A 23,451-nucleotide genomic window follows, 5' to 3' on the forward strand; every position below is an offset into this window, starting at 1 on the left:
CTTCTATGCCAACACCCAATGTACGTGTTTTTCCAGATTTGGCTGCCCTGACGGCGGCGGCAAAGCAGTTTGTTCTTGAGCAGGCCACTGGGGCGATCGCCCAACGGGGGCAATTTATGCTTGCCCTTGCCGGCGGCAACACGCCTAAACCGTTGTATGAAAGCCTTGTTTGTGCGGATACTCCTTGGTCACGGTGGCACATTTTCTGGGGTGATGAACGCTATGTTCCCCTCGATCATCCCGACAGCAATGCGGGGATGGCCTTTCAGGCGTGGCTCAATCATGTACCGATTCCCAAAAATCAGATTCACCCAATGCCAACGGCGGATGCGGATCCGCAGACCGCTGCCGATCGCTATGAGCAAATCCTGCGCCAAACCTTTGGCATCCGTGAAGGAGAAGTTCCCAGCTTTGATCTGATTTTGCTCGGTATGGGACCCGATGGCCATACGGCCTCCCTGTTTCCCCACACAGCAGCCCTGACGGTGGGCGATCGCCTGATTACCGTGGGCAACAAGGATGGCCAGCCCCGCCTCACCTTCACGGTGCCCCTGATTAACCATGCCCGTCAAATTCTCTTTCTTGTGACGGGTGCCAATAAACAAACTGCTCTACGTCATATTTTCTCTGGGACGACTGATCCCCATCTCTATCCGGCACGGCTGATTACTGGCAATGCCCTTTGGTTTTTGGATGCGGCGGCGGCTGAGGGTGTCGTTGCAAACACCTAGGCTGTGGGTCTGCCCCGTTCGTGAATGGCCTGAATAATTGCAGTATTGGCTTTCGGAAAGGGAAACTGCTCCAATTCCTCAGGGGTCACCCAACGGATGGCATCGCACCCCAAGGGCTGAGGACTTCCTGAAAGATGCTGGCAGTAATAGACATGGAGCGTCACCCGAAAATGGGTGTAGGCATGATCAATGTCAATCAAATGCTCACCAACACTAATCTCAATGCCCAATTCCTCACGAATTTCCCGCTGAATACACTCCTGAACCGTCTCATTGGGTTCAATTTTGCCCCCCGGAAACTCCCATAGTCCCCCCAATAGACCTGTTGGTGGCCGCCGATCAATGAGAATCTGACCTGCCGCATTCCAAATCACCGCGACACCAATCTTTTTATGGGGTAAGGGGGAACGGTTCATTTTGCGAGGAATCTCATGGGTTAACTGCTGTTGGTAAGCGACGCAATGGTGTTGCCAAGGACAAGCATGACACAGGGGTTGGTGGGGTGTACAGATCGTTGCCCCCAGATCCATCAGGGCTTGATTAAAATCGCGGGGGGCTTGGGGACACAGCAGTTGCGCCGACCACTGCCAGAGTTGGGCTTCCGCTTGCTTGGGGGGGATCGTGAGTCCATAGAGACGGGCAAGCACCCGTTTGACATTGCCATCGAGAATCGGCTGGGGCTGATTAAAGGCAGCACTGAGGATCGCACCTGCGGTACTGCGACCAATTCCCGGTAATGCCACCACGGCCTCGTAGGTGCAGGGAAATTGCCCCCCATGATCGGCCATGATCTGTTGAGCCGCGCGGTGCAAATGGCGTGCCCGTGCATAGTAGCCCAATCCCTGCCACAGTTTCAAGACGGTTTCCAAATCGGCAATCGCTAAGTCGGCGATCGCGGGAAAGGTGGCTAGCCAACGCTGATAGTAGGGAATCACCGTGGCCACTTGGGTTTGCTGGAGCATGATTTCTGAGACCCAGATGGCATAGGGATCGCGCGTGTGCCGCCAAGGTAAATCCCGCCCCTGCTGCTGATACCACTGTAAAAGTGCAAAACGAAGGGCAGGTAGTGTATACCCGCCCCCACTGTCCTGTACCGTTGGCATGGGTTATTTGCTGTCTTCCGCTTGGGCAGCCGCTTGGAGCGATCGCTCGAATTCAAGACGTTGCTCGGCACCGCGCAAGAAGTAACCGCTCATCATTGCCGAAGCCAAGAGACGCCCAAGGTGCTCCCGATTCGTGGTAATGGAAACCTCAAACCCCTCCGGTGGCAAGTAGCCCAGCAGGTTACCAATGTGGCGTTCCATCACAATGGCCATTTCTGGCGACGCGGGACGGGACAGGCGAGCCACCACTTCTGCATCCAAACTTTGCAGATAGTTCCAGAGGGAATCAGCACTTTCTTGAAGATTGCGAGGGTTCATGGTTGGCTCCATAGAGTGTCCTCCCAAAAAGGTAGTCTGGCCAACAGGTCAGCGTGCCTGTGATAGCCTAGCTTTAATCTAGCAAGGGTGAATTTTAGGTGGGGGGTGGGAGAACCGATCTCCCAAGGTCTCATTTTCCGTCCCCGTTTTTATTATTATTTAGTTAATAAAAATAGGGTTGTTCTGGGTGAATTCCTATGACGGAACGTGATTTGTTTGACCTTGCGCCCTACATTGATCATACCCAGCTTGACCCCTTGGCAACCACAGCAGAGATTGAACGATGCTGTGCTGAAGCAGAACAATGGAAATTTACCGCCGTCTGTGTCATGCCCGTCTGGGTGAAGACGGCAGTCCAGTTGCTCCACCGCACACCCGTGAAAGTGTGTACCGTCATTGGCTTTCCCAGTGGTGCCCACACCAGTGCCACGAAACTCTATGAGGCGCAGGAGGCGGTTGACAGTGGTGCGACAGAGTTGGATGTGGTCATTAACTTGGGTTGGCTCAAGGAGGGCAACACCGAGGCCGTCTATCGCGATATTGCCCAAATCTGCGCGGAAACGGGGGTGACCGTCAAGGCAATTTTGGAAACCACGGTGCTGACAGAGGAAGAAAAACAACTGGCAGTGGATATTTGCTTGGATGCGGGGGTGGCTTTCCTGAAAACCAGCACGGGCTGGCGCGGTGGTGCCACGATTGCAGATGTGCGTCTGCTCAAGCGCCTGAGTCGCGATCGCGTGGGCATTAAGGCCTCTGGCGGCATTCGTACGCGGGAGCAAGCCCTTGAACTCATTGATGCCGGTGCCACCCGCTTGGGCACGTCCCGCAGCCTCGACTTGATGCAGGTCTAGCTATTCACCGGTAATCGCAAGGGGACTCACCCACACTGGCGGACAACAACCATAGGGGGTGACTTCAACTTCAGTGCCCAGATGGAGAATACCTTTCAGCAGGCTGCGAATATCGCCGGCCACGGTGGCCGCTTCAATGCTGATGGCTTCGCCGTTGCGCAACAGCCAACCGTCAAAAGGGAGGGAAAATGAGCCTTGAAGGGCTTTCACGCCCGCGTGGAGGGCATGGAGTTCGTCAATCCAGACAAGACCATCGGCGCGATCGCCCCCTTCACCCGCTGGGACATCGTAGAAGTGACCACTCACTGTCACCTTTGCCCCTAAGTTGGCATGCCCCGTGGGCTGGGTTTGAAAGCGACGCGCCGTACCGGCACTGTGGTAGAGACCCGTAAGAATCCCCTGCTCAATTAAAGGGGTGCGGCGGGTGGGGGTACCTTCGCCATCAAAGAGGGACTGACCCACATTCTGGGGATGGCGGGCGTCGTCGTACACGCTCAAAAGGGGGCTGGCGATCGCCTGATGGAGGGATTCTGGCGTCGAAAGGCTCTGGCGATCCAAAATGTTTTGGGCATTAAAGAGATTGCTAAAGGCACTGAGCAGGCTGAGGAATGCCGAGGGTGAAAAAAGCACTGGGTACTGGCCAGAGGCAATCGGTTCATAGGCCAAGTGGCGAATGGTTTTGTCGGCCACTTCATCAATACAGCCCGCAATGTCTAAGTGCTCAAGATCGGGACTGATGCGAATGGCACCCGCACTGCGGGGTTTGCGACCCGCCTCATCGGTTTTGCTGTAGAGATAGAGCGTGGTTGTGGTGCTGGTTTGCTGGCGATCGGCTCCCTCGCTGTTGAGATAAAACCGTTCTATGCGCCGCTGGCTGAGACCATTGTAGGGCACACTAGCGATCGCTGGATGTCGCCCCAACAGCTCCCGTTCAGCGGCAATCAGTTGATCTAGGAGGGTTTTTGCCGAGGCAAGGGGCAGATCCGCCGTTGTAAGTGTTGTGTCACCAAGGGGGGCGGTGGCCAAGGGACTAAAGTCGGGAATATCCTCTGTAACACCAAAAGCACTGGCTTCTTTGGCCATTTCTAGAGCCGTCTCTAAACCGCGATCGTCCAATTGGGTGGTGCTGGCAACCCCTAGGGGACCCGTTGAGTTCCACACCCGCACGGTAATCCCCGATCGCTGCGAGGCCTTCACCTGTTTGGGTTCCCCCTGCTGCACTTGGACACTCACCTCATCCACATGGGAGCCACCAAGGTCAAATTTTTCAATGCCAAGGCGGCGGGCGATCGTGGCTACCCGCTCATGGAGGGTTAAGGCAGGGGTCAGGGTTACCGTCATGGTGTTCGGATCAGTGCATTAACAAATCTTAAAACTATTCTAGCCCTATCCTCGGCGTGGTGGGCGATCGCCTAGGTGGGTTAAAAATCACATCGTTTCTCGCTAAGATTTTTGGAGCAATGTTGATCGCGAGAAGAAAGCCATGGTGCAACCATCCCTAGGGGTCGATGGTGACGGTGAATGGTTGGGGGGAAAATCGCCCCAGTGGTCTGAGCGCCGCGCCCGCCTTGAAGAATTAATTGTGACACTGCGGGTTGCCGATGAATTGGCGGCTGGTAAATACTTGATTACCAGTGGTGAATTGGCAGAATTGATGGATGTGCACGCCAGTGCCGTCACCAGTCGCGGTGAAGAATGGACATGGCGCAATTGGCAGATCTCGCGGGTGCGCCGTGAAAGCAACCAAATTCTCTGGCAATTGGAACGCATTGATGTCGCCAAAGAGCAGTCCTCAGAATTGCCCCCGACGTAGTTTGCGAGCGAATCATGGAGCTGGATTTTCCCCTTGAGTGTTTTGACCACGATTTAAGTGCGACGGCCTTAGCGCACTTTCTGAATGCGGATCAGTTGGCCGTGGATACGGAAACCATGGGCTTGAATATTCCCCGCGATCGCCTGTGCTTGGTGCAGGTGTGCGACCCAGAGGGACAAGTAGCAGTGATCAAGATTGCCCGTGGCCAGAAAGAGGCTCCCCACCTGCAGCAACTCCTCGAGCACCCCCGCATTACCAAAATCTTTCACTATGCCCGCTTTGATTTGGCCACGTTGCGCTACCACTTGGGGATTCGGGTTCACCCTGTCTTCTGCACCAAAATTGCCAGCAAGATTGCCCGTACCTATTCCCCCCGCCACGGCCTCAAGGACTTGGTCTTGGATTTGTTGGGCATAGAAATTGATAAATCCGCCCAAAGTTCCGACTGGGGCAATGCCATGGCCCTGCGGGAAGATCAACTGCGGTATGCGGCCAATGATGTGCGCTATCTGATTCCCCTGCGGCAGCAGCTCACAGCCATGCTGAAACGGGAAGAACGCTTTGAGTTAGTGCAAACGGCACTGAGTTGCCTGCCCGCGATTGTGGATCTGGATTTAGCGGGGTACACCCAAGTCTTTGAGCACGGCTAGGAACGGGTCAATGGTCGAAACAGAAGTTGGCTGGCCACGCTGACACCGTTCACAAAAGGGGCACTCATAGCAGTATTTCGACACTTGGGTCTCGGAAACTTGAGGGAGATTCTGCCCCTGCTCATAGGCTGGCAGCCATTGGCGCAGTTGGTTAAGGCACTGCTCTAGGGTGTGGTGGATTTGCTCGTGGATGGCCTCACTGTAGGGAAAGGCGTAGAAATTTGCTCCCTTCTCTCCTTGGGCAAACCAGTAGGTCATGGAAATCTGGCTGGGGGGGTAGGGACTAGTGGCTGCTAGGAGATAACAGTAAAGGCGAGTCTGCCAATGACGGGCTAAGGTGTCTGGGGCGGGTGGGTGGGCATAGGTTTTCCAATCGAGAATCTGCGCTTGCCCTTGGCCAAAAATCACGTAGTCATACACGCCCACAAGGGTGAATTCCTGCCAGCCCAGACTGCGGACATGCTCTGCTTCCCCTTGACCCTCAATCATGGGCGGTGGCATGGTTTGAAAGGCCGCAAACCACGGTTGTAATTCGGGCTGCGCCTCAAGAATTGGGCGGATATCGAGTCCTTGAAAGTGCTGTTGCATCAGGCGGTGGAAGTCGCGACCCTGCTTTTGGGCAGTGGTTTCCGTTAATTGTGTGGCCTCTGGCAGCATCAAGCTGTCAAGATAGCGGTACTGATATTGCCGTGCACAGGTTTGCAGGGTGCGCAGATGGGCTTGGGAAAGTTGCATCGTCTAGATCCAACCCAATAGTGTCATGAGGCCGTAGAGAATCCAGAGCGTGGCAATGGCGATCGCCCAATAGGGGGCAGCCCAAGATTGCTTTTGCTGTAAATCCGGGGAGTGCCACTCACTCAGCTCAACAAAGGGAACTGTCCCACGTCGAAACCAGCCGCGTACCACCAGCGATCGCCCCGCCAAGGTTTTCAGATAGGCTGGCTCAAGGATTGGCCAAATCGGCCCCCAAGCTCGATGGCAGCGCAGGGGAAACAAGCCCTGATCCGTCTCCAGCCACAGGTGCTGTCCTAGACCATTGCGCAAGCCCGTCACTGCCCGTAAATGCCCCTTTAGCTCGGCAACGGGACTATCAAGGGGCAAAAGACGATGAAGAAGCTGACCCAAGGTGTAGGTTTGCGGAGGCCGAGGCGGGTAGTAGGCATTCAGGCGTAAAAAGAGACCTAACCCAAGGCCAATGGGAATGAAGCCCCGTGCCAAGGTAGACCAATCCGCCAACCACCACAGAGGAAAGGCGATCGTCCCCGCCCGCAGTGCAAATTGACCAACGCCCGTGAGGATAATCGTCGTGATGACTCCCGCGATCGCCCCCCAGAAGGGAGCCAGTTGTTGCCCAGCCCGTTGACAGCGAAGGGAGGAAGTCGAGGGCAGGGAAAGCAGGGGTTCCAGTCGCCATTGCCGCGCATAGGTCATCAGGGCTTGCAGGCGTAGTCCAAGGGGACGATGGGAGGAGGTCAAGCGAAACCAATACCGCAGGGGATGGGCGGTATCCCAGCGGAGCAGCATTGGCCAATCGAGGGGTTGATTGCCCCACAGGGCAGCTTGGGTTGGATTTAGGGGTAGAAGCAGGCGCAAGGATTCTAGGGGGGCACCGATTTCCCCTTGGGCACACACCGTCGTTGCTGTGGCTGCCATGAGGCGAAACCAAGCCATCACAAGGGTATTGGGATTACCGATCAAGGCTGCCCCTTGGCGATCGCTATAATACTGCCGCAACTGATTGCTCCAGAAGCAGAGCATCTCCAGCCCACGAAAGAGAAGATAACTCCCCTGACCCACCATGGCGCAGAGGAGATAGAGGGTACCCCTGATGATCCGCCGTCTCCAGTGCTTGCCATAGGGAGGGGCAAAGCGATCGCCCCAACGGCTGCACCAACAGTACAAGTCATAGGGCAGTTGCAATAGCAGTACAAGGGGGGTCACTAGGGTATTCAGCCCCAGCCGTAGTTGGGCAATTTCACTGGCTATTAAAGCCAGCAGTTCCTCGCCAGAGAGCGATCGCAATAGACCTTCGCTGACAATAATGCGGCGCTGCCAGCGTCCATAGCTAAAAATGATCGGTGCTGCCGTCATCAAGCAGCCTATTTGGGGACGGGGTTGCCACCACGACCACGACAAACGCCCCAAGAGCATCACCGTTTCGGGGCTATACTCCTCAAGTTCGCCAAGACTCACAGGACGCAAACCATAGCCAGCTCGCAATCGCCATGACCACAGCCAACTGCCACCACTGAGTAACCCCAATCCCAAGCAGCCCAGCAAAAACCACGCCATCACCCCTTCCCAGCCCCGCAGGAGTGCCAGTGGATCATTGGCGTAGTTGAGGAGGCCTGCAATCAAAACCTGTAGCGGTTTTTGGAGTAGCCACGCGATCAGCAGCAGTGTTGCCCCCTGACTTAGCCAGAGATAAATGCGAGGCACCGGTCGCAGTTGCATAGGCGGCCTTGAACTCGGCGCTGAAACACACTCAAGGTAGGAGGAAGTGGGTTCCTCATCCAAATAGCGTTCTAACTCTGGCAGATGTTTTTGCGCCCAAGCCTGAATGGAGGGGAGGGGCGATCGCGCTAGGAGTTGACACAGATCAATGGCCTCTTGCCACTGGCGGGTGTGGGCATAGGCTTTAATCAGGTGCAGATGAGCCTTGAGACCTTCGCGGCGTTGACCGTGGCTGGCAATGACGGCTTTGAAGGCGGCGATCGCCAGTTGATAATCTCCGCGATTAAAGGCCGCTAAACCCGCAATATAGCGAGGATCTAAGCGAAAATCGGATTCTGGATCGGGCATACTTGAGTATTCCCCAGATCACGGTTGCTGGTTACCACCAAGGGCGTGGGCTTTCAAATCCTCTAGGGAGACATACTCAAGGGCACTGACATGGGTTGCTTCCAGAATTACTGGGGGAGCTACGTCAGCCTCTAGGGCTTCCCGCCAACGGGAGGCACACAGACACCAGCGATCGCCCGGTTTCAGCCCCGGAAATTGATAGGCGGGCACTGGCGTCGAAAGATCATTGCCCCGCGAACGGGTAAAGGTGAGAAATTCGGCGGTCATTTGCGCACAGACCACATGGGCACCGACATCTCCTGCCCCCGTCCGACAAAAACCATCGCGATAGAATCCTGTGAGTGGATTTTGACAGCAGCACACCAAGGGTGTTCCCAACACATTCATTGCCGTCATTATTGATGCCCCCAAGTTTTTCACCCTAAGTCTAGCTATAGCATAAGCCTGTGCCCAAGAGGCCTATTGCAGCCAGTCCCCGGCCAATGCGCTAAACTAAAACTCAGAAATAGTATTGTTGTTGTTTTGTTTGGCCTATGCCTAGCGTTGTTCCCCAAGAGCGGCAACAGGTTATTCGCAAGCACTACCCCAACTACAAAGTCATTGTCCTCAACGATGACTTCAATACCTTTCAGCACGTTGCTAACTGTTTAATGAAATATATTCCCAACATGACCAGCGATCGCGCGTGGGAATTAACGAATCAAGTTCATTACGAAGGCCAAGCCATTGTTTGGGTGGGGCCCCAAGAACAGGCGGAACTGTACCATGAGCAACTTTTGCGGGCGGGGCTGACAATGGCACCCCTTGAACCCGCATAGGCATTGCCCTTTGTAAAGCCTGTTATCACCGCTATTAAAAACTTTGAATCCTGTTACCTTTCTTCATGTGTCACTATAAAAGGTAGTTTCATAAGGTTGAGGAACTGCCAATGGCCGTCACGACTGCCAAGCGTCCGCCGCGCTTAACCCTGCAGGTGTTGGAGATCGCCGCTGATACGACGGCAATTCGCTGCCTAGATTGGGATCGCGATCGCTTTGATATTGAGTTTGCCCTTGAAAATGGCACCACCTACAATTCCTTTCTGATCAAAGGGGAACAGATTGCCCTCGTAGATACGTCCCATGCCAAGTTTGGCGATCGCTACCTCGAGCAACTTTGGCAACGGGTGAACCCCAGTGACTTGAACTATCTCATTGTCAGCCATACCGAACCTGACCACAGTGGCCTCGTCAAGGACGTATTGGCAAAAGCCCCCCATGTAACCGTGGTGGCCTCAAAGGTGGCGTTACAGTTTCTGGGGGATCTGATCCATCAGCCCTTTAGTCAGCGACAGGTGAAAAATGGCGATCGCCTTGACTTGGGGAAAGGGCATGTCCTTGAGTTTGTGATGGCTCCCAATCTCCACTGGCCCGACACCATCCTCACCTATGATCACGGCACCCAGACCCTCTTTACCTGTGATGTTTTTGGTGCCCACTTCTGCAATGATGATCCCTTTGACACAGAACCTGAACTGCTAGCGCCAGATTTCAAGTTTTACTACGACTGCCTCATGGGACCCAATGCCCGCTCCGTCCTCTCCGCCTTCAAGCGCTTGGAACCCCTGCCTCCCGTGCAACTAGTTGCCACAGGTCATGGCCCACTGCTGCGCCATCATCTCCCGCAGTGGCTAGATTCCTACCGCAACTGGAGTCAAGAGCAGGCCAAAGCAGCAACAACGGTGGCCATTTTCTATGCTGCTAACTATGGTTATGCCAATGCTCTGGCAGAGGCGATCGAACGGGGAGCCGCCAAAACTGGGGTTGTTGTTGAAAAAATGGATCTGCTCACCGCTGAACCCCAAGATATTCGCGAACTCACCGAGATTGCCGCTGGGATCATTATCGGTACACCGCCCACCACTGCCGTTGCTAAAACTGCCCTGAGTACGATTCGTGCGGCTGCCCATGCCAAACAGGCCATTGGGGTCTTTGAAAGTGGTGTGGCCGACGCTGAACCCGCCTATCCCCTGCTGAATCAGTTTCGGGATGCGGGACTGACGCCTTCATTTCCTGTGATTCGGGTCACAGCAGCGCCCACTGAGGCACTGTTCCAAGAGGCGGAAGAAGCGGGTACTGACATGGGTCAATGGCTGTTGCGCGATCGCACCGTCAAGCAGATGAAAGCCTTGGATACTGACCTCGATAAAGCCTTGGGTCGCCTGAGCGGTGGGCTATACATTATCACCGCCCAAAAAGGTGCCATTAACAGTGCCATGTTGGCCTCTTGGGTGGCCCAGGCCAGTACCGAACCTCTTGGGGTTTCCATTGCGGTGGCCAAGGATCGGGCCATTGAGTCCTTTCTACACGTGGGGGATACCTTTGTCCTCAATGTTCTTGAAGAAGGGAACTACCAGCCCCTGATGCGCCATTTCCTAAAGCGATTCCCACCGGGCGCCGATCGCTTTGCCCATGTGAAAACCTATCCAGCCAGTAATGGCAGTCCCATTTTGGCCGATGCCCTTGCCTATATGGAATGTACCGTTGTCAGCCGTCTGGATGCCCACGATCACTGGATTGTCTATAGTACTGTGGATAATGGTCGCGTCTCAAAGCCCGATGGCATGACTGCTGTGCACCATCGCAAAGTGGGGAACCATTACTAAACTTGGGCACTCCCTACCCAAAGTGCGCTAAACTAAGTTTGCTGCGGACGTGGCGGAATTGGCAGACGCGCTAGATTTAGGTTCTAGTACCGCAAGGTGTGTGGGTTCAAGTCCCTCCGTCCGCATTCAAAAGCTTAGCAATTGAGGGCACAGTTTGCAGTTCGCAGCCAAGAAAGCATTGGCAAAAACCTTTCCCTAGATCTTTTTGGGGACTTAACTGGGATGTTTTTCTTTGAAGTGAAGATTTTAGGAGGATGGACACAACTGGACTCGAACCAGTGACCCCCACGATGTCAACGTGGTGCTCTAACCAACTGAGCTATGCGTCCTCGGAATTCCTAATATAGCATACACAAGGCTAACCTTTAAGTAGTTTGACCGTCACATTTGTATCGGTGCGATCGCTCAACGAACGAGTGGCCACCCCTAAAACCACTGGCTCAGTCACCCCCGGTTCAGGATGTTCGATGGTTCGTGCAATCACGGTCAGGCGATCGCTCCCTCGGCCGAGCCGTCCCAAGGAAAATAAATCATTCGCTGCCTGTACCAGCGTTGCCTCAAGGGTACTGCTCTCAATGTCCGGGGGCACTGTGATCACAACTTGCGTTGCCCCGTTGTCATAGACGAGGGTGTATTTGCCGGCACCGGGCACTGGGGAGTGCACAATCGGTACAATACTCAGGGCAAAGAGTCCCACTGTCACAACACCGAGAAACCCCGTAATACCAACAAAGCGAAAGCGCACACCCCAGCGAAAAACAAATGTGAGTGCGGTTAAGCCAGCCATGACAAGGGTGGCAATGCCAGCCCAGCGGCTATAGGTGGCAAAATCGGCGGGGGTCAGCACTACTCTTCCTCCTCATTACTGACAAAACCATTCACAGGGGTTTGATCCTGCTGCAACCCTGCCCGGAGGGTATGCCATGTCAATGTCGCACACTTAATCCGCACCGGGAACTGAGCCACCCCCTGCATGACATTGAGCTTGCGAAACTCTCGAGGGAACTCAAACTGCCCCTTCATCATCGCTTGGAACTGCTCCACCATTTGGAGGGCACGACTCACGGGTTGCCCCCGCAGGGCATCGGCCATCAAATCCGCTGAGGCCATGGCGATCGCGCAGCCTTCCCCCTCAAACTGAATATCCTGAATGATTGTCTCCCCCTGCTCATTGGTGCCTAGGGCAACGGTTAAATCAATGGTGTCGCCACAGGAAGGGTTATGTCCCCGCTGCTGACGATCCACAGGCTGCGTGCGGCCACGGTGGCGAGGTTTCTTGTAGTGCTCTAGGATGACTTGCTGGTAGAGCGTGCGGAGATGATCAAGAGACATTTAGAATACTCTATGCTCAGTGCATTTCCTCAAGGATTTTATAAACTATATTAACGGCTAAGGGCGGTGAGACTTTGCCAAAAAAGCGTCAAGGTGGCTGCTGTGCCGACACCAAACATGAGGGAGCGACCAAGGGGAAAGTTGGCAATATAGCAGATGCTGTACAAAAAGCGAGCCGCGACAAAACTCAGGCTGGCGATCGCCACCGTTGCATTATCCACCCCGGCAAAAAGGGTCAGCAACACTGCTGCTGCAAAGGGCATAAAGGTTTCAAAGCTATTTTCGTGTGCCCACACTGCCCGCTGCGCAAAGGGGGGCAGTTTCTCAAAGAGGGCACGGGGAGCCGCCATATCAAAGCCCGCCTGCCAGCGCCCCACCACAACAAAAATGTAGGGGAAATAGATCAGCAGCGTTGCTGTCAGTAAACTGGCGGCTAGTAGCCAAGGGATATTGCTCAACATCACCTAGACTCGCTCCAACACTGGCAGCGCACCACTGAGCACCCCATCGCGAGGGGGCAATTCCTCACAGAGAATTTCGCAAGAGTTATTGGGACTTTCAATCAACTTCACCTTATGCAGCGTCGCCCCCAACTGGCGAATCGGTTCCTGTAACAACTGGGCAATGTAAATGGCGATGTTCTCTGCTGTGGGCACCACCGTCGCAAAATAGGGAATATCTTTATTCAAAAACGTGTGATCCAAAGGTTCAATCACCTGTTCCTTGAGCACCTCCTCGAGCTTGACCAAATCAACAATCATGCCCGTCCGCGGATGGATTGCCCCCTTGACCGTAATCTCCACGTGGTAGTTGTGGCCATGGCCGTGGGGGCGAGCACACTTGCCATAGATGCGGCAGTTTTCTTCGTAGCTGAGATCCTCAAGGGCTAGACGATGCGCCGCACTAAAGTGAGCACCAACAGAAAGATAGGCTTCCATAGGGTCTCCCGTGTAGTCCGCCCAAAGGCGGGGGTGTTCAAACAGTTGAATGCGCACAAGGGGTAAATGGGGAGAGAGTCGATCCCAAATCACCCGTGCAATATGTTCAGTCGTGGGTAATGTGGCTTGAAACTCTGGCCACACCTCATTGAGATAGGAAAAATTCAGGGGTTCAATGACTTCACGGCGAATGATGTGCTTGACATCCGATAGGTTCAACACCATGCCAAAGTCATCAACAACGCCGCCCATTGAAACAAACAACTCATAGTTATGACCGTGGCCGGGAAAGCGACTATTGGCACCAAACCGAGCCAAATTCTCTGCTTCAGACCATTCTGGCAACCAGTAGCGATGACTGGCGGCAAACTCAGCACGGCGGTGAATAATACAATTCATGTCAAGTTATGAAGATTTGCAACAATTCAGCAATCTCCCCCTATCCTAACGAATTCTGGTTCCCCCAACCATTGGCTTTTTTGGCACATTTCCCTAAAGTCCGCCAAGGATGAAAGGCTTTTGCCGTACTTGGCCAATCAGCCAGCGCAGACTGTGGTTACTGAGAATCGATAAAGGCCCCATGACCATCAGGGATTTCACCTCTGCACGGCTAATTTTAACTACCCCTCCCGGTTGCAGCATCGCCGTCGAGTGAGTGAGTTCCCGCAGGGTGGCATAGGCAAAGAGCAGCGGCAGCACGCAAAAGAGGCGAATCGGAATTGCCGCCTTGGGCACGGATAGCAAGTAGGCTTGAGCTTCATCGAGATCATGCCAAGCAAGGGCAATCAATTCCTTAATGGCGGCATGATTTTGCTGAAGATGCTCAGCACTGAGGATGGACTGGTGGCTACTGCCTTGGAGCAGCAGAGATTCATTGGGGATATAGATCGAGTTTTCGTGCTCCGCATCCCAAGCAATATCCTTGAGAATGTTCACCGTTTGCAGCGCTTCACCAAAGGCAGCGCAGCGCTTGAGGAGTACTTGGTATTCATCGGCACCAATGCTGGGGGAATGCTCGTACCACAAATCCGTCAGGAGATAGCCAACGGTACCCGCGACGTAATAACAGTACTCTTTATATTCATCGAGGGTTTGAATGCGAATGCCATTGGGATAGAGGTTAATAAACTTTTTCATCCCATGCACCATTTCGCTCACCCAGCGTTGGACGTGCTGTTGGGACGTGAGGGGCAAAGAACGGTAGAGGGCAAAGACGAGTCCCGTATTTTTCACCAGTTGCACATGGGCTGGCTCCCCCTGAACCCCCCGTGCGGTTTCACCATAGCTATTGGCTAGATCGGCACTGTCAAAACACTCCAGCAGGTGATCCAAGAGAGCGGTTTTTGCGGGGATACTGGCAACCGGATCATCCTCAACGGTATCGGCAATGCGACAGATGAGATAGGCCACCAGAACCGCCCGACCCAAATTTCCGGGGAGGAAGCGAATACTGAGGGCAAATGTGCGCGAGACTTGGGGGAGTATCTCTTGGCAAAAGCGCTCAGCATCCTTGACGGAAACTGGGTTCTCCAGCACCATTTGAATCATATGGGGGTTCACTCCTACACGCATTGATCGATAGTTGAGTCAATCCTCGACCGTTCCTCAGGCCAACACTCTAGGGCAGTCAATTCACGATTCTCCAAAAGGGTCTCGCGATCGCAACCCAGCAGGGGACGACTTCCACAAACAAGGATTGAGCAAAATCTATAGCTATCATACTCATTTTTGTTTGTCTAGGTGGCCTGTGACAGTTGCCGAGATTGCCTGAGGTAGAATGGTGGATAGCTCACAATTTGCCAGAACAATAACATAGCTTCAACAATTAACAACGGTATCAGATTTGGCGGAAAATGCCTCTCGTCCACCATAGCGGACGCTTGAGTGTGACACTCTTTCCATTGGTCAGTTTCTAAATTGCCCGCGATCGGTCTATCCAAAAGTTTAAGACGGTAATCAGCTCGAAAATGTGTACTCCCAGCGTAGCGGTTGTGTCAACAGGCCAGCACAGCAAAGTTCATTAACAATGACTCCATGCCTCGTCCTTGTGCCCCAAGGGGCAGAATATCAAGCGGTACAACGAGGGCTACAGGCGTCCAATGTGGTGATTATTCCGATCCGAGCGGGGGCAGCCACAGTGACCACACCGGCATTGATCAGTGCCCTTGAGGAATCGCCTGCCATGGTTCTCATTTTGGGGGTTTGTGGGGGCTTGCATCCCGATGATCGGGTGGGTGAAGTGGTTGTCTATACTACTTGTCAGGATGAAGCAGGGCAAATGTATTCTTTAGACCAGACGTTATCGGCAAAATTGGCGCCTGCGTGGCGACGGGTGAAAGGCATCACAACGGCGAAAACCGTTTCTAAGGCCCAGGAAAAACAAACCCTTGCGGCTCGCGGGGGGGTGGAGGTGGTGGATATGGAAGGGGTGCCACTCCTCAAGGCTTTAGCGGGAATGCCGGTGGTGATGGTGCGGGTGATCAGTGATGGTGGCGATCGCGACCTCCCCGATTTGAGTCAAGCCTTTGATGCTCAAGGCAATTTGCGGCCGGGGCCACTGGCTATCGCAATGCTCCGCAACCCCCGTGCGGCGGCACACTTGATTCAAGGTAGCCTCAAAGCCCTCAAGGTGCTCACAAGAATTGCCCCAGAGATTGTGCAGCAACTCAATGGCTAAGATAGGGGTAGCCAGCTTGGAGAACGCTGTGGCGCAGCTTATTGGTCAAATTTTGGGCGATCGCTATGAACTCCTGCGCGAACTGGGGTCTCATCCGGGGCGGCGCACCTATCTGGCGTTGGATCGGCGGCGCTATGAACAGGTGGTGCTGAAGCTGCTGCTTTTTGGTGGCGGCATGACATGGGACGACTTTAAGCTCTTTGAACGGGAAGCGGCTGTGCTGCAACCCTTGGATCATCCGGCCATTCCCCGCTATCTCGACTACTTTGAAATCAATACCCCTGATCTCAAGGGCTTTGCTTTGGTGCAAACCTACATTGAGGCAAAATCCCTCGCCACATGGCAAGCAGAAGGGAGAGTGTTTAGTGAAGAGGATTTGCGGTTACTGGCCGATCGCCTGCTGGATATTTTGATCTATCTCCATGGCCGTCAACCGCCGGTGATTCACCGCGATATTAAGCCGACAAATATTCTTTTGGGCGATCGCTCCGGTCATGATCTTGGCAAGGTCTATCTTGTGGACTTTGGGGCGGTACAAACGGCGATCGCAGGCAGCACCCGAACCGTGGTGGGTACCTATGGCTATATGCCCCCGGAACAATTCGGCGGTAAAACCCTACCCGCCAGTGATCTCTACGCCTTGGGCATGACCCTCATCTACTTAGCAACCGGCACTCCCCCCGATGAGCTGCCGCAAAAGGAACTGCGGGTTCAATTTCAACCCTTGGTCTCCTTGAGTCCCCCTTTTATCCGCTGGCTCGAAAAAATGGTCGCGCCCGCCCTTGAGGAGCGATTTGACTCCGCGACTGCGGCTCGCCAAGCCCTAAAGCAACTGGACACATCACCCCACGAGGCCTCACTCATAACAAAAACGCCGCCCTACGGTTCCCGCCTACAGGTGAGAGAAACACCCCAAGGGCTACTGGTGCAAATTCCCCCCGTTGGATTTAATGTCAGTCTCTTCTTCCTGATTCCCTTTGCAGTGGCTTGGAATGGGTTCTTGGTCGTCTGGTACAGTCTAGCGATTAGTTCTGGCTTTTGGCTGATGGCTGTTTTTGCTACTGGTCATCTTGCTGTCGGTTTAGGCCTCATTGGCGGCATTCTTTACATGCTATTGGGATGGCAGGTGTTGATGGTCACCCGTAAGGATCTGCGCTTCTATGAACATATCCTTGGTTTCCGCTGGCGTCGTCCTAAAGTCCTGCCGCTTGAAGTGATTGAACAGATTGAATTTCAGCCCCACAGCACGTACCGCGATCGCGAGGGCGATCGCCAAGAGCTATCGAGCAAACTGGTGATTCGTGCCGGTAGCCAAGCGATCGAACTGACTGAAAATGCCCTTAGCGTGACCTCAAGGGATCTGGAATGGTTGGCCTACACCCTTGGCCGCTATCTGGGGCGACGGGTCACACAGGCTTGTCAGGATGTCCGAAGTGCTTGAGAACATCACCACTGAGGCGGCAGATACGCCAGTCAGGTAGCACAGTCGCACCCATGCGCTCATAGAATTGAATCGCAGGAGTATTCCAGTCCAAGACGCTCCACTCGATACGGCCATAGTCGCGATCGCTGGCTAGCCGGGCTAATGCCTTCAGCAGAGCAGTGCCCACCCCTTGACGCCGATAGGCAGGAAGGACAAACAAATCCTCTAGCCAAAGGCCGGGGCGGGTGAGGAATGTGGAGTAGGTGGTGAAAAACAGGGCGTAGCCAATAACGTCTGTGGGGGTATGGGCAAGAAGTACCTCGGCGTAGGGGCGATCGCCAAACAAATGCTGCCGTAGCGCCTCCTCTGTGCCCGTTACTGCGTGGCTGAGCTTTTCATAGGCCGCAAGCGCTTGGATCAGTTGGAAGATGATTGGAACATCCGCCGGGGTCGCTGCACGAATCGCAAAGGAGAAAGACACGCTAACCCAAACTAAATTGAGCGCAGCCAACCGGCACTCAGAGCAACGGTAAGCGCCATAAACAACACTGTCAAAGTCCACGTGGCACGGTTTAAGGTCGCTTCTGCACTTTTGGTGCTGGTAAAGAGCTGGGCTTGACCGCCAATACCACCGAGGCCATCCCCCTTGGGACTGTGGAGCAAGACCAATACAATCAGGCCAACTGCTGAAAATGCCCACAGACCAATGGCAATTTTTTCAATCATCCTTAACCTCGCTGGCGATGCGAATCTATACAACTTGACCTCTCCCTCATCTTACCGCAAGCCTAGGAGCCAATGGCACAATACAAGATAGGCGTTTTGAACGTGCCCCATGAACCAGCAAAATCTGCTTCAGCAATTGCTTTTAATTGGTGTTGGCACCACCTCCCTTGTGGCCGAGAAGTTGCGTCAAGTGAGCGACCAATGGGTGAAAGAGGGACGCCTCAATGCCGATCAGGCCAAGGCAATGGTGGATGAAGTCCTTGCTCACCTCAAAGAAGATGCCGCCTCCCTCGATGAAGCGGTGCAACGACAAACGCGCCAGTTTCTAGAGAGCTTGGGTGTGCCACAACAGTCAGAAATTGATGAACTGCGGGGACGCATTGATCGCCTAGAACGGGATGTTAGGGAGTTAAAAAATCGCTCATGGTAAGACAACGGGTGCATCGAGCCTACGGCTGGCTCCTCTGTGGTATTGTCCTAGTAGTGGTATGGTTGGTGGCCGCTCCGATCGCGATCGCCAGTGTGCCGCTAGAGGCGTCAACGGAGGCTGCGGGACTTATGGGGAATCCAAAGGTGGTGACCACTCCTTCAGGTTTGCAATACGAAGATATGGTTGTCGGCTCAGGGGCGCAGCCTCAAGTGGGCGATCGGGTAACGGTGCACTACACAGGAATGCTCACCGATGGCCGCATTTTTGATAGCTCCCGCGATCGCGGTCAGCCCTTCCAATTTCAAATTGGTGTCGGTCAAGTCATCAAAGGCTGGGATGAAGGAGTTGGCTCAATGCACGTCGGGGGGCAGCGGCGGCTGATTATTCCCCCGAACCTAGGCTATGGTGCACGCGGTGCCGGCGGGGTCATTCCTCCCAATGCGACGCTGATTTTTGACGTTGAACTTTTGGGTGTGCAATAGGATTGAACTCGGCAAGGGATGCCCAAGGCCAAGGTACTGTACATCTGCCGCGAGTGTGGTGCCGAGTCTGTGCAATACTTTGGTCGCTGTCCCAACTGTGGTCAGTGGAATACCCTTGATGAGCAGGTGGTTAGCCCTGTAGAGACCGCTGCTCGACCCACAACCCCCCGAAAATCGACCACTCCCCACCCCCGCAGTGCCAAGGCTCTAGGAGAGATTAGCGAACAGACACAGAGCCGTTCTGCCTCCGGATTTGCCGAGTTGGATCGGGTTTTGGGAGGGGGGATTGTGGTTGGCTCCCTCGTGTTGGTGGCTGGCGAACCGGGAATTGGCAAGTCCACGCTTTTGTTGCAGATGGCAGCCACCTTAGGGCAACAGCAGCGGGTGCTCTATGTCTGTGCTGAGGAATCGGCGCAGCAGGTGAAATTGCGATCGCAACGCTTGGGCATTGCCGCCTCCCCCTCGCTCTATCTTTTGGCGGAGACGAATTTGGAGGTGATCCTGCAGGAGCTGACCCATCTGCAACCCCATCTGGCGATTATTGATAGCATCCAAGCGGTGTATCTGCCCCAATTGACGGCTGCCCCCGGCTCGGTGTCTCAGGTTCGTGAGGGCACAGCCGCCTTGATGCGCTTAGCCAAGCGGGAGCAGATGAGTCTCTTTATTGTGGGGCATGTTACAAAGGAGGGGGCGATCGCCGGTCCGAAGGTGCTGGAACATTTGGTGGATACCGTGCTCTACTTTGAGGGCGATCGCTTTGCCAGTCACCGCCTCGTACGCGCTGTCAAAAACCGCTTTGGTGCTAGTCAAGAAATTGGCGTTTTTGAAATGGGCGCGCAGGGCTTAGCCGAGGTCACAAATCCTTCGGCGCTGTTTTTGGGCGATCGCGAGCCAACCCCCGGTACCGCCACCATTGTGGCCTGTGAAGGCACCCGTCCGCTTGTGGTTGAGTTGCAAAGTTTAGTTAGCCCCACCAGTTATCCCTCTCCACGCCGCACGGCCACGGGCATTGAGTACAATCGCTTTTTGCAAATTCTCGCCGTCCTAGAAAAACGCCTAGGGGTGCCCCTCTCGAAGCTAGATGCCTATGTGGCGTCCGCTGGCGGGCTGAATGTGGCGGAACCCGCTGCTGATCTGGGGGTGGCAGTGGCTGTTGTGGCTAGTTTTCGCGATCGCTGGGTGCACCCCCAAACGGTGATCATTGGCGAAGTGGGCTTAGGGGGGCAAGTGCGAGCCGTCTCCCAGTTAGAAGTACGGCTGCGGGAGGCGCTGAAGTTGGGATTTCGCCGTGCCATTATTCCCGAAAACCAAGCCTGTGCGATCGCGGGGCTAGAGATTTATCCTGTACGTCGTGTCACCGATGCCATTGTGGCTGCCCTTGCCCCTATGACCACTGAGGAATCCCCCTGAGGGCTATCCTTGCGAGTCCAATTTATCCCTAAGATGTCTGAGACAGATACCCCATTGGTGGAGCGGCAGTGCAAAGCCAGTTGTGACAAGATACACTTCCGCCATCAACGGACTCAATTGCTGACACAGTTCGCCAAGGCGATCGCGAAAACAGCGACCACTGGCATAGGCAGGAACAACTCCCCAGCCCACCTCTTCAGCAACAAGAATGAGTTGAGCGGCACACCCTTGCACACTCGCTAGGAATTCAGTAACGGTTGCTTGCCATTGATCTTGAGATTGATCTAGGCAATTGGCCACCCATGTTCCCAAGGAATCCACAAGGGCGCAATGATCAGGCGGCAGGTCACGCAGCAGGGCAGCTAGTTCGAGGGGGCACTCCCGCAATTGCCACTCAGCGGGGCGGCGAGCACGGTGCTGTTCAATCCGCTGCAACCATTCTGTATCCTCTGGGGGGGCGATCGCCGTCGCAATATAAATCACCGGTTGCTCGCTTTGGGCGGCAACGGCTTCTGCCCATTCACTCTTGCCACTGCGACTCGGACCGGTCACCAAGACATGAGCAGGCATGATTAGGCACTGTTGGTTAACTCAACTGTCGGGGATCAAGACGTTCTCCCAAGCCCTCACCAAGGAGCGACAGACCCACGACCAGCAATGTCATGGCTAGACCCGGAAAGAGCGTCGTCCACCAGATGCCCACCGACAACCCATCCAAGGCCTGTCGTAGATCCTGCCCCCATTCGGGTACCTGCGGCGGCAACCCTAAGCCCAAGAACCCCAGCCCTGCCAAGGTCAGGATGGCATCGGCAGCATTGAGGGTAAAGAGCACGGGGATACTGGGAAGCACATTCACCAAAAGATACCGCTGTAGAATGCGGGGGGTCGAGGCACCAAGGGCGCGGGCAGCTTCGATAAAGACCTCATTTTTTAGGCTCACCGTGTGGTTGCGCACAACGCGATAGTACTGGGGAATATAGGCGACACTAAGGGCGATCGCGGCATTGAGCACCCCCTTGCCGACCACAAAGGCCACCGTCACCGCTAGGAGTAGCCCCGGCAACGTGTAAATCGTATCCATCAAAAAGAGCAACCCGCGATCGAGCCAGCCCCCGCGGTAGCCACTCAATAATCCCAAGGGCACCCCCACCACCAAGCTCAACAGCGTTGCCACCAAGACCACCTGCAAGGCTGCTTGGGCACCAAAAATCGTGCGGGAAAAGACATCATAGCCCAAGCGATTCGTGCCAAACCAGTGCTGCGGCGAAGGCGGCGCGTGAATCGGAAAGTCAAGAAATTCTTGGGGATTGGCAATCCAACCAAGAGCCTGAGCAAGGGGAGCAAGAACCGCCAGCAGCAGAAACCCCCCACAAATAATTGCCCCCACCAGCAACAGCCGATCCGAGAGGCTATTCATGCATGCCCTATCCCAACAAACTGGCTAGCAAAGCTTTCTGCGCATGGAGACGATTTTCCGCCTGCTCCCAAACGCGAGACTGCGGCCCTTCAAGGACACTGGCGGTAATTTCCTCCCCACGGTGAGCCGGCAGACAGTGAAGAACGATCGCCCGTGGATCCGCAAGGGCTAGCAGTTGATCATTAATTTGGTAGGGCTGAAAAATGGGCTGGCGATCGCCCGCTTCTGCTTCCTGTCCCATACTCGCCCAGACATCCGTGTAAAGCGCATGGGCACCCTTAGCCGCGGCCTGCGGATCCGTGAGAACAGTCACTTCACTCTTACCGCCACTCAATGCCTTGGCTTGCGTCACAATATCGGGCAAAGGCGCAAACGGCGGTGGCGAAGCCACACGAATATTCACCCCCAAGAGGGCACAGCCCAGTAGTAAGGAATGCGCCACATTATTGCCATCGCCAATGTAGCAGAGGGTCAGTCCCGCCAATGTGCCAAAGGATTCCCGTAGCGTCAGCAGATCCGCCAAAATCTGACAGGGATGCTCGCGATCAGTGAGGGCATTAATCACCGGTATTCGTGCATAGTCAGCAAACAGTTGCAGTTCTGCCTGGCCATAGGTGCGAATCGCCACCGCATCCAAATAGCGATCCAATACCCGTGCTGTATCGGGCAACGGTTCACCACGCCCCACCTGTGTGGATTGGGGATTCAGGTCAATGACTTGACCGCCCAGTTGGTACATCGCCACCGTAAAGCTGACACGGGTACGGGTCGAAGCCTTCTGAAACAGCAGCCCCAAGACCTTAGGACACTGGGGAGCCACCTTGCCGATTTTCATCTGTGCTGCTAAATCCAGCAGATATTCCGCCTCTGCCCGTGAGAGGTCGGCAATGCTCAGCAAATCACGCCCCCGCAGTGTTTCCATCACAAATCTCCCCACCAAAACTGGTATCCACTCATGGTAGCAACCTCAGAGGCCTTCCAAATGTACAAATACAACCCTTTTCTAAAATATGGGGGGCATTAAGGAACGCCGAACCCGTCCAAAAGTCACCTTCTAAGAGGTCTATCCTTCCGAGGCGCCCAACCGTGGCTCTGTCCCTGCAAGGAGGCGTTGGATATTACTCTGGTGTCGCCAAATCACAAAAGCACCTGCAATCACACTAAAACCGACAAACGGCCACGACTGCGTAAAGAGCCAAAACCAGAAGGGCAAGGAGATAGCAGCAGTGATTGAACTCAGGGAGACAATGCGGCTGGCCGCCAAGACCGACAGAAACACCGCAAAGGTGGCTAAGGCAGTGGGGGCATTGAGGGCAAGGAGCACCCCTAAACCAGTGGCAACGGATTTGCCGCCGCGCCAGCCCAACCAAATCGGCTTACTGTGAGCCAAAACCGCAATGAAGGCGATCGCCAGCAGGACAAATTCCAACCAAATGGTCGGTACTGTACTCCAAGATTGCCCCAGAACCCATCGCGCCAAAAGAACTGCCCCTAGTCCCTTGCCCACATCGACTAAAAACGTCACCAGTCCGGGGCCTTTGCCCACCACCCGCAGCACATTGGTCGCCCCTGTTGAGCCAGAGCCATGCTCACGAATATCAATCCCCCGCAGCGCTTTGGCCAAGAGGTAGCCCGTGGGAATTGAGCCGAGCAGGTAGCTAGCGAGCGCCAGCAGTCCAAGGATGAGTGCAGTGGTCACAGGAG

The 23,451-nt window shown here is 54.7% G+C and carries 28 protein-coding genes and 2 tRNA genes; 12 read left to right on the top strand and 18 right to left on the bottom strand.

The annotated features are described in order from the left end of the window. The first annotated feature begins 5 nt into the window (after positions 1 to 5). Positions 6 to 731 (top strand): 6-phosphogluconolactonase, encoded by a 726-nt coding sequence (gene pgl, locus RHI63_RS01525; protein ID WP_310821754.1) that lies wholly within the window; start codon positions 6 to 8, stop codon positions 729 to 731. On the opposite strand, the gene mutY is transcribed toward pgl, so the two are convergent. Continuing rightward, on the bottom strand, positions 728 to 1,834 hold the full coding sequence (mutY, locus tag RHI63_RS01530; protein ID WP_302677112.1) for an A/G-specific adenine glycosylase: 1,107 nt from the start codon (positions 1,832 to 1,834) through the stop codon (positions 728 to 730). The genes pgl and mutY overlap by 4 nt on opposite strands. A 3-nt stretch (positions 1,835 to 1,837) precedes the next feature. Continuing rightward, positions 1,838 to 2,164 carry a DUF760 domain-containing protein gene (locus tag RHI63_RS01535; protein ID WP_024124133.1) on the bottom strand — a complete coding sequence of 109 codons (327 nt, stop codon included), beginning with the start codon at positions 2,162 to 2,164 and terminating at the stop codon, positions 1,838 to 1,840. A 185-nt stretch (positions 2,165 to 2,349) separates the two neighbouring features. Here RHI63_RS01535 and deoC point away from each other — a divergent pair, with 185 nt between their 5' ends. After that, positions 2,350 to 3,003 (top strand): deoxyribose-phosphate aldolase, encoded by a 654-nt coding sequence (gene deoC / locus RHI63_RS01540; RefSeq protein WP_206200778.1) that lies wholly within the window; start codon positions 2,350 to 2,352, stop codon positions 3,001 to 3,003. On the opposite strand, the gene RHI63_RS01545 is transcribed toward deoC, so the two are convergent. Continuing rightward, on the bottom strand, positions 3,004 to 4,344 hold the full coding sequence (locus tag RHI63_RS01545; protein ID WP_310821755.1) for a TldD/PmbA family protein: 1,341 nt from the start codon (positions 4,342 to 4,344) through the stop codon (positions 3,004 to 3,006). Positions 4,345 to 4,486: 142 nt separating this feature from the next. On the opposite strand from RHI63_RS01545, the gene RHI63_RS01550 reads away from it, so the two are divergent. Together RHI63_RS01550 and RHI63_RS01555 are read left to right on the top strand one after the other, a co-directional pair. Continuing rightward, positions 4,487 to 4,816, top strand: coding sequence for a hypothetical protein (locus tag RHI63_RS01550; RefSeq protein ID WP_310743277.1), 330 nt, complete (start codon positions 4,487 to 4,489; stop codon positions 4,814 to 4,816). A gap of 14 nt (positions 4,817 to 4,830) precedes the next feature. Next, entirely contained in the window at positions 4,831 to 5,466 is a 636-nt protein-coding gene (locus RHI63_RS01555) for a ribonuclease H-like domain-containing protein (RefSeq protein ID WP_310744730.1), read from the top strand. On the opposite strand, the gene RHI63_RS01560 is transcribed toward RHI63_RS01555, so the two are convergent. The 3 genes from RHI63_RS01560 to RHI63_RS01570 are packed head-to-tail and all read right to left on the bottom strand — an operon-like array spanning position 5,431 to position 8,667. After that, the gene (locus RHI63_RS01560) at positions 5,431 to 6,201 is read right to left on the bottom strand and encodes a PD-(D/E)XK nuclease family protein (RefSeq protein WP_310743279.1); all 771 of its coding nucleotides are present in this window, start codon (positions 6,199 to 6,201) and stop codon (positions 5,431 to 5,433) included. The genes RHI63_RS01555 and RHI63_RS01560 overlap by 36 nt on opposite strands. Positions 6,202 to 6,204: 3 nt before the next feature. After that, the gene (locus RHI63_RS01565; RefSeq protein WP_310821756.1) at positions 6,205 to 8,268 is read right to left on the bottom strand and encodes a zinc metalloprotease HtpX; all 2,064 of its coding nucleotides are present in this window, start codon (positions 8,266 to 8,268) and stop codon (positions 6,205 to 6,207) included. An 18-nt stretch (positions 8,269 to 8,286) separates the two neighbouring features. Continuing rightward, positions 8,287 to 8,667, bottom strand: coding sequence for a DUF2237 family protein (locus RHI63_RS01570; protein WP_225901683.1), 381 nt, complete (start codon positions 8,665 to 8,667; stop codon positions 8,287 to 8,289). 134 nt (positions 8,668 to 8,801) lie between these two features. Here RHI63_RS01570 and clpS point away from each other — a divergent pair, with 134 nt between their 5' ends. The 3 genes from clpS (at position 8,802) to RHI63_RS01585 (ending at position 11,037) form a co-directional block, all read left to right on the top strand. Next, positions 8,802 to 9,086: an ATP-dependent Clp protease adapter ClpS gene (clpS, locus tag RHI63_RS01575; RefSeq protein ID WP_206200784.1), complete on the top strand. Its 285-nt coding sequence runs from the start codon at positions 8,802 to 8,804 to the stop codon at positions 9,084 to 9,086. Positions 9,087 to 9,196: 110 nt separating this feature from the next. After that, the gene (locus tag RHI63_RS01580) at positions 9,197 to 10,912 is read left to right on the top strand and encodes a diflavin flavoprotein (protein WP_302678679.1); all 1,716 of its coding nucleotides are present in this window, start codon (positions 9,197 to 9,199) and stop codon (positions 10,910 to 10,912) included. A 43-nt stretch (positions 10,913 to 10,955) separates the two neighbouring features. Further along, a tRNA-Leu gene (locus RHI63_RS01585) sits at positions 10,956 to 11,037 on the top strand. Positions 11,038 to 11,167: 130 nt separating this feature from the next. Here RHI63_RS01585 and RHI63_RS01590 read toward each other — a convergent pair. The 6 genes from RHI63_RS01590 to RHI63_RS01615 form a co-directional block, all read right to left on the bottom strand. Next, positions 11,168 to 11,241, bottom strand: a tRNA-Val gene (locus tag RHI63_RS01590). Between the two features lie 29 nt (positions 11,242 to 11,270). After that, complete coding sequence (locus tag RHI63_RS01595) at positions 11,271 to 11,759, bottom strand: Ycf51 family protein (protein ID WP_206200786.1); 489 nt, start codon at positions 11,757 to 11,759, stop codon at positions 11,271 to 11,273. Beyond that, complete coding sequence (gene sufU / locus RHI63_RS01600) at positions 11,759 to 12,244, bottom strand: Fe-S cluster assembly sulfur transfer protein SufU (RefSeq protein ID WP_310821757.1); 486 nt, start codon at positions 12,242 to 12,244, stop codon at positions 11,759 to 11,761. The genes RHI63_RS01595 and sufU overlap by 1 nt, the downstream gene beginning before the upstream one ends. A gap of 50 nt (positions 12,245 to 12,294) precedes the next feature. Continuing rightward, the gene (locus tag RHI63_RS01605) at positions 12,295 to 12,705 is read right to left on the bottom strand and encodes an MAPEG family protein (RefSeq protein WP_302677119.1); all 411 of its coding nucleotides are present in this window, start codon (positions 12,703 to 12,705) and stop codon (positions 12,295 to 12,297) included. A gap of 3 nt (positions 12,706 to 12,708) precedes the next feature. After that, complete coding sequence (locus RHI63_RS01610) at positions 12,709 to 13,581, bottom strand: 6-carboxytetrahydropterin synthase (RefSeq protein WP_206200789.1); 873 nt, start codon at positions 13,579 to 13,581, stop codon at positions 12,709 to 12,711. A 93-nt stretch (positions 13,582 to 13,674) separates the two neighbouring features. Then, positions 13,675 to 14,730, bottom strand: a complete 1,056-nt coding sequence (locus tag RHI63_RS01615) for a phytoene/squalene synthase family protein (RefSeq protein WP_206200790.1) — start codon at positions 14,728 to 14,730, stop codon at positions 13,675 to 13,677. 478 nt (positions 14,731 to 15,208) lie between these two features. Here RHI63_RS01615 and RHI63_RS01620 point away from each other — a divergent pair, with 478 nt between their 5' ends. Both RHI63_RS01620 and RHI63_RS01625 read left to right on the top strand, forming a co-directional pair. Then, the gene (locus RHI63_RS01620; RefSeq protein WP_206200791.1) at positions 15,209 to 15,859 is read left to right on the top strand and encodes a phosphorylase; all 651 of its coding nucleotides are present in this window, start codon (positions 15,209 to 15,211) and stop codon (positions 15,857 to 15,859) included. 28 nt (positions 15,860 to 15,887) lie between these two features. Beyond that, positions 15,888 to 17,300 (top strand): serine/threonine-protein kinase, encoded by a 1,413-nt coding sequence (locus tag RHI63_RS01625; protein ID WP_225901616.1) that lies wholly within the window; start codon positions 15,888 to 15,890, stop codon positions 17,298 to 17,300. Here the strand turns inward: RHI63_RS01625 and RHI63_RS01630 are convergent. Both RHI63_RS01630 and secG read right to left on the bottom strand, forming a co-directional pair. Further along, positions 17,266 to 17,763, bottom strand: a complete 498-nt coding sequence (locus tag RHI63_RS01630) for a GNAT family N-acetyltransferase (protein WP_206200793.1) — start codon at positions 17,761 to 17,763, stop codon at positions 17,266 to 17,268. The genes RHI63_RS01625 and RHI63_RS01630 overlap by 35 nt on opposite strands. Before the next feature lie 11 nt (positions 17,764 to 17,774). Further along, positions 17,775 to 18,008, bottom strand: coding sequence for a preprotein translocase subunit SecG (gene secG / locus RHI63_RS01635; protein WP_149821094.1), 234 nt, complete (start codon positions 18,006 to 18,008; stop codon positions 17,775 to 17,777). A 109-nt stretch (positions 18,009 to 18,117) separates the two neighbouring features. Between secG and RHI63_RS01640 the strand changes: the two genes are divergently transcribed. The 3 genes from RHI63_RS01640 to radA are packed head-to-tail and all read left to right on the top strand — an operon-like array spanning position 18,118 to position 20,330. Further along, positions 18,118 to 18,438, top strand: coding sequence for a phasin family protein (locus tag RHI63_RS01640; RefSeq protein WP_149821092.1), 321 nt, complete (start codon positions 18,118 to 18,120; stop codon positions 18,436 to 18,438). Beyond that, the gene (locus tag RHI63_RS01645; protein WP_149821090.1) at positions 18,432 to 18,920 is read left to right on the top strand and encodes an FKBP-type peptidyl-prolyl cis-trans isomerase; all 489 of its coding nucleotides are present in this window, start codon (positions 18,432 to 18,434) and stop codon (positions 18,918 to 18,920) included. The genes RHI63_RS01640 and RHI63_RS01645 overlap by 7 nt, the downstream gene beginning before the upstream one ends. A gap of 18 nt (positions 18,921 to 18,938) precedes the next feature. Then, on the top strand, positions 18,939 to 20,330 hold the full coding sequence (radA, locus tag RHI63_RS01650; protein WP_310744733.1) for a DNA repair protein RadA: 1,392 nt from the start codon (positions 18,939 to 18,941) through the stop codon (positions 20,328 to 20,330). Positions 20,331 to 20,333: 3 nt separating this feature from the next. On the opposite strand, the gene cobU is transcribed toward radA, so the two are convergent. From cobU to plsY, 4 genes are all read right to left on the bottom strand, one after another. After that, positions 20,334 to 20,900: a bifunctional adenosylcobinamide kinase/adenosylcobinamide-phosphate guanylyltransferase gene (gene cobU / locus RHI63_RS01655; RefSeq protein WP_206200795.1), complete on the bottom strand. Its 567-nt coding sequence runs from the start codon at positions 20,898 to 20,900 to the stop codon at positions 20,334 to 20,336. Between the two features lie 16 nt (positions 20,901 to 20,916). Then, positions 20,917 to 21,747: an ABC transporter permease gene (locus RHI63_RS01660; protein WP_302678686.1), complete on the bottom strand. Its 831-nt coding sequence runs from the start codon at positions 21,745 to 21,747 to the stop codon at positions 20,917 to 20,919. 7 nt (positions 21,748 to 21,754) lie between these two features. After that, a complete protein-coding gene (gene argF, locus RHI63_RS01665) occupies positions 21,755 to 22,669 on the bottom strand; it encodes an ornithine carbamoyltransferase (protein ID WP_206200797.1) in 915 nt (304 codons plus the stop codon). A 141-nt stretch (positions 22,670 to 22,810) separates the two neighbouring features. Next, positions 22,811 to 23,446: a glycerol-3-phosphate 1-O-acyltransferase PlsY gene (gene plsY, locus RHI63_RS01670; RefSeq protein WP_206200798.1), complete on the bottom strand. Its 636-nt coding sequence runs from the start codon at positions 23,444 to 23,446 to the stop codon at positions 22,811 to 22,813. Positions 23,447 to 23,451: the final 5 nt, after the last annotated feature.

This window comes from Thermosynechococcus sp. GLH187 (assembly GCF_031583395.1).
Lineage (GTDB): Bacteria > Cyanobacteriota > Cyanobacteriia > Thermosynechococcales > Thermosynechococcaceae > Thermosynechococcus.

Bases quoted from the DNA above. Each gene is read 5' to 3' on its own strand.
- pgl (WP_310821754.1), top strand. From the start codon at position 6: ATGCCAACACCCAATGTACGTGTTTTTCCAGATTTGGCTGCCCTGACG.
- mutY (WP_302677112.1), bottom strand. From the start codon at position 1,834: ATGCCAACGGTACAGGACAGTGGGGGCGGGTATACACTACCTGCCCTT.
- RHI63_RS01535 (WP_024124133.1), bottom strand. From the start codon at position 2,164: ATGGAGCCAACCATGAACCCTCGCAATCTTCAAGAAAGTGCTGATTCC.
- deoC (WP_206200778.1), top strand. From the start codon at position 2,350: ATGACGGAACGTGATTTGTTTGACCTTGCGCCCTACATTGATCATACC.
- RHI63_RS01545 (WP_310821755.1), bottom strand. From the start codon at position 4,344: ATGACGGTAACCCTGACCCCTGCCTTAACCCTCCATGAGCGGGTAGCC.
- RHI63_RS01550 (WP_310743277.1), top strand. From the start codon at position 4,487: ATGGTGCAACCATCCCTAGGGGTCGATGGTGACGGTGAATGGTTGGGG.
- RHI63_RS01555 (WP_310744730.1), top strand. From the start codon at position 4,831: ATGGAGCTGGATTTTCCCCTTGAGTGTTTTGACCACGATTTAAGTGCG.
- RHI63_RS01560 (WP_310743279.1), bottom strand. From the start codon at position 6,201: ATGCAACTTTCCCAAGCCCATCTGCGCACCCTGCAAACCTGTGCACGG.
- RHI63_RS01565 (WP_310821756.1), bottom strand. From the start codon at position 8,268: ATGCCCGATCCAGAATCCGATTTTCGCTTAGATCCTCGCTATATTGCG.
- clpS (WP_206200784.1), top strand. From the start codon at position 8,802: ATGCCTAGCGTTGTTCCCCAAGAGCGGCAACAGGTTATTCGCAAGCAC.
- RHI63_RS01580 (WP_302678679.1), top strand. From the start codon at position 9,197: ATGGCCGTCACGACTGCCAAGCGTCCGCCGCGCTTAACCCTGCAGGTG.
- sufU (WP_310821757.1), bottom strand. From the start codon at position 12,244: ATGTCTCTTGATCATCTCCGCACGCTCTACCAGCAAGTCATCCTAGAG.
- RHI63_RS01605 (WP_302677119.1), bottom strand. From the start codon at position 12,705: ATGTTGAGCAATATCCCTTGGCTACTAGCCGCCAGTTTACTGACAGCA.
- RHI63_RS01610 (WP_206200789.1), bottom strand. From the start codon at position 13,581: ATGAATTGTATTATTCACCGCCGTGCTGAGTTTGCCGCCAGTCATCGC.
- RHI63_RS01615 (WP_206200790.1), bottom strand. From the start codon at position 14,730: ATGATTCAAATGGTGCTGGAGAACCCAGTTTCCGTCAAGGATGCTGAG.
- RHI63_RS01620 (WP_206200791.1), top strand. From the start codon at position 15,209: ATGACTCCATGCCTCGTCCTTGTGCCCCAAGGGGCAGAATATCAAGCG.
- secG (WP_149821094.1), bottom strand. From the start codon at position 18,008: ATGATTGAAAAAATTGCCATTGGTCTGTGGGCATTTTCAGCAGTTGGC.
- RHI63_RS01640 (WP_149821092.1), top strand. From the start codon at position 18,118: ATGAACCAGCAAAATCTGCTTCAGCAATTGCTTTTAATTGGTGTTGGC.
- RHI63_RS01645 (WP_149821090.1), top strand. From the start codon at position 18,432: ATGGTAAGACAACGGGTGCATCGAGCCTACGGCTGGCTCCTCTGTGGT.
- radA (WP_310744733.1), top strand. From the start codon at position 18,939: ATGCCCAAGGCCAAGGTACTGTACATCTGCCGCGAGTGTGGTGCCGAG.
- cobU (WP_206200795.1), bottom strand. From the start codon at position 20,900: ATGCCTGCTCATGTCTTGGTGACCGGTCCGAGTCGCAGTGGCAAGAGT.
- RHI63_RS01660 (WP_302678686.1), bottom strand. From the start codon at position 21,747: ATGAATAGCCTCTCGGATCGGCTGTTGCTGGTGGGGGCAATTATTTGT.
- argF (WP_206200797.1), bottom strand. From the start codon at position 22,669: ATGGAAACACTGCGGGGGCGTGATTTGCTGAGCATTGCCGACCTCTCA.